Consider the following 1,261-nt stretch of genomic DNA (forward strand, 5'->3'; position numbering starts at 1 on the left):
TCGCTGGTCAGGGTGTTCTCCGGAACGCTGCGCTCGGACATGACCGTGCACATCTGTGGGCACGGTCGGGCTGAGCGCGGCCATCCCGACCACGACGACGACGGGAAGATCGCAGGGGTCTCCCGACCCGTCGGCCGGTCCGGGCAGCAGCCGGCGCAGACCTGCCGTGCCGGCGACCTCTGTGTCGTGGCGAAACTGGCCACCGCGGAGACCGGCGACACCCTGTCGAGCCCGGACGATCCCATCCTGTTCGAAGCGTGGTCGATGCCGCAGCCGCAGCTGCCCGTGGCGATCCACGCGCAGACGAAGAGTGCGGAGGACAAGCTGTCGACGGCGCTCGCCCGCCTCGTCGCGGAGGACCCGACCCTGACCGTGGAGTACGGCACCGAAACCGGTCAGCTCGTGCTGTGGTGTATGGGCGAGGCACACAGCGACGTCGTCATCGACCGGCTGCGGACCCGCTACGGCGTGGACGTCGACCGTGCGTCGCCGCGGGTCCCGCTGCGGGAGACGCTGCGCGGACCGGCGCGGGGAACCGGCCGGCACGTCAAGCAGTCCGGTGGTCATGGTCAGTACGCAATATGTCATGTCGAGGTGGAACCGCTCCCGACCGGAACCGGCCGGGAATTCCTCGACGAGGTGGTCGGCGGCGCGGTCCCCCGCCACTTTATCCCCTCGGTGGAAAAGGGCGTGCTGCGCCAGCTCGATCTCGGGGTGGCGGCCGGTTATCCGCTCGTCGACATCCGGGTGCGGCTGGTGGACGGCAAGGCTCACTCGGTGGACTCCTCCGACATCGCCTTCCAGGCCGCCGGCGCGCTGGCGGTGAAGAACGCCGCCCGAGCCGCCGGAATCGTCCTGCTCGAACCAGTGCTCGCCGTCTGCGTGCTCACCCCCGACGAGCACGTCGGGACGGTGACCAGCGATCTCGCGGCACGGCGCGGGCGGGTCGTCGGCATCGAGCCCGTCGGCAGCGGGGAGCCGGCCGCAGGCGGGCAGGCACCACCCGGGACTGCCAAGGGCCGCACCGTGGTGCGGGCCGAGGTGCCCGAGAAGGAGATGCTGCGATACGCGGTGGACATCCGGTCGCTGACCCAGGGCACTGGAACCTTCACCCGCAACCATCTGCGCTATGAACCGGTGCCCGAGCACATTGCCGCCGAACAGCTCGGCGAAAGGCCCGGCGGAACCGAGTAGCGCCGGTTCCCCGCCAGCCGGCCGGGCCTACAGCATATCCGGCCCGGCCCGGCCCGGCCCACCGCGC

Annotated in this window: 1 protein-coding gene; it reads left to right on the plus strand. The window is 71.1% G+C overall.

What is annotated here, in order from left to right:
* The coding region (locus tag DD1DGNOD_RS16065; RefSeq protein ID WP_241255764.1) for an EF-Tu/IF-2/RF-3 family GTPase at window positions 1-1,194 on the plus strand (1,194 nt) is incomplete at its 5' end.
* Window positions 1,195-1,261 lie beyond the last annotated feature (67 nt).

The sequence above is a fragment of the Candidatus Protofrankia californiensis genome, assembly GCF_900634765.1.
In the GTDB taxonomy this organism is placed as follows: domain Bacteria; phylum Actinomycetota; class Actinomycetes; order Frankiales; family Frankiaceae; genus Protofrankia; species Protofrankia californiensis.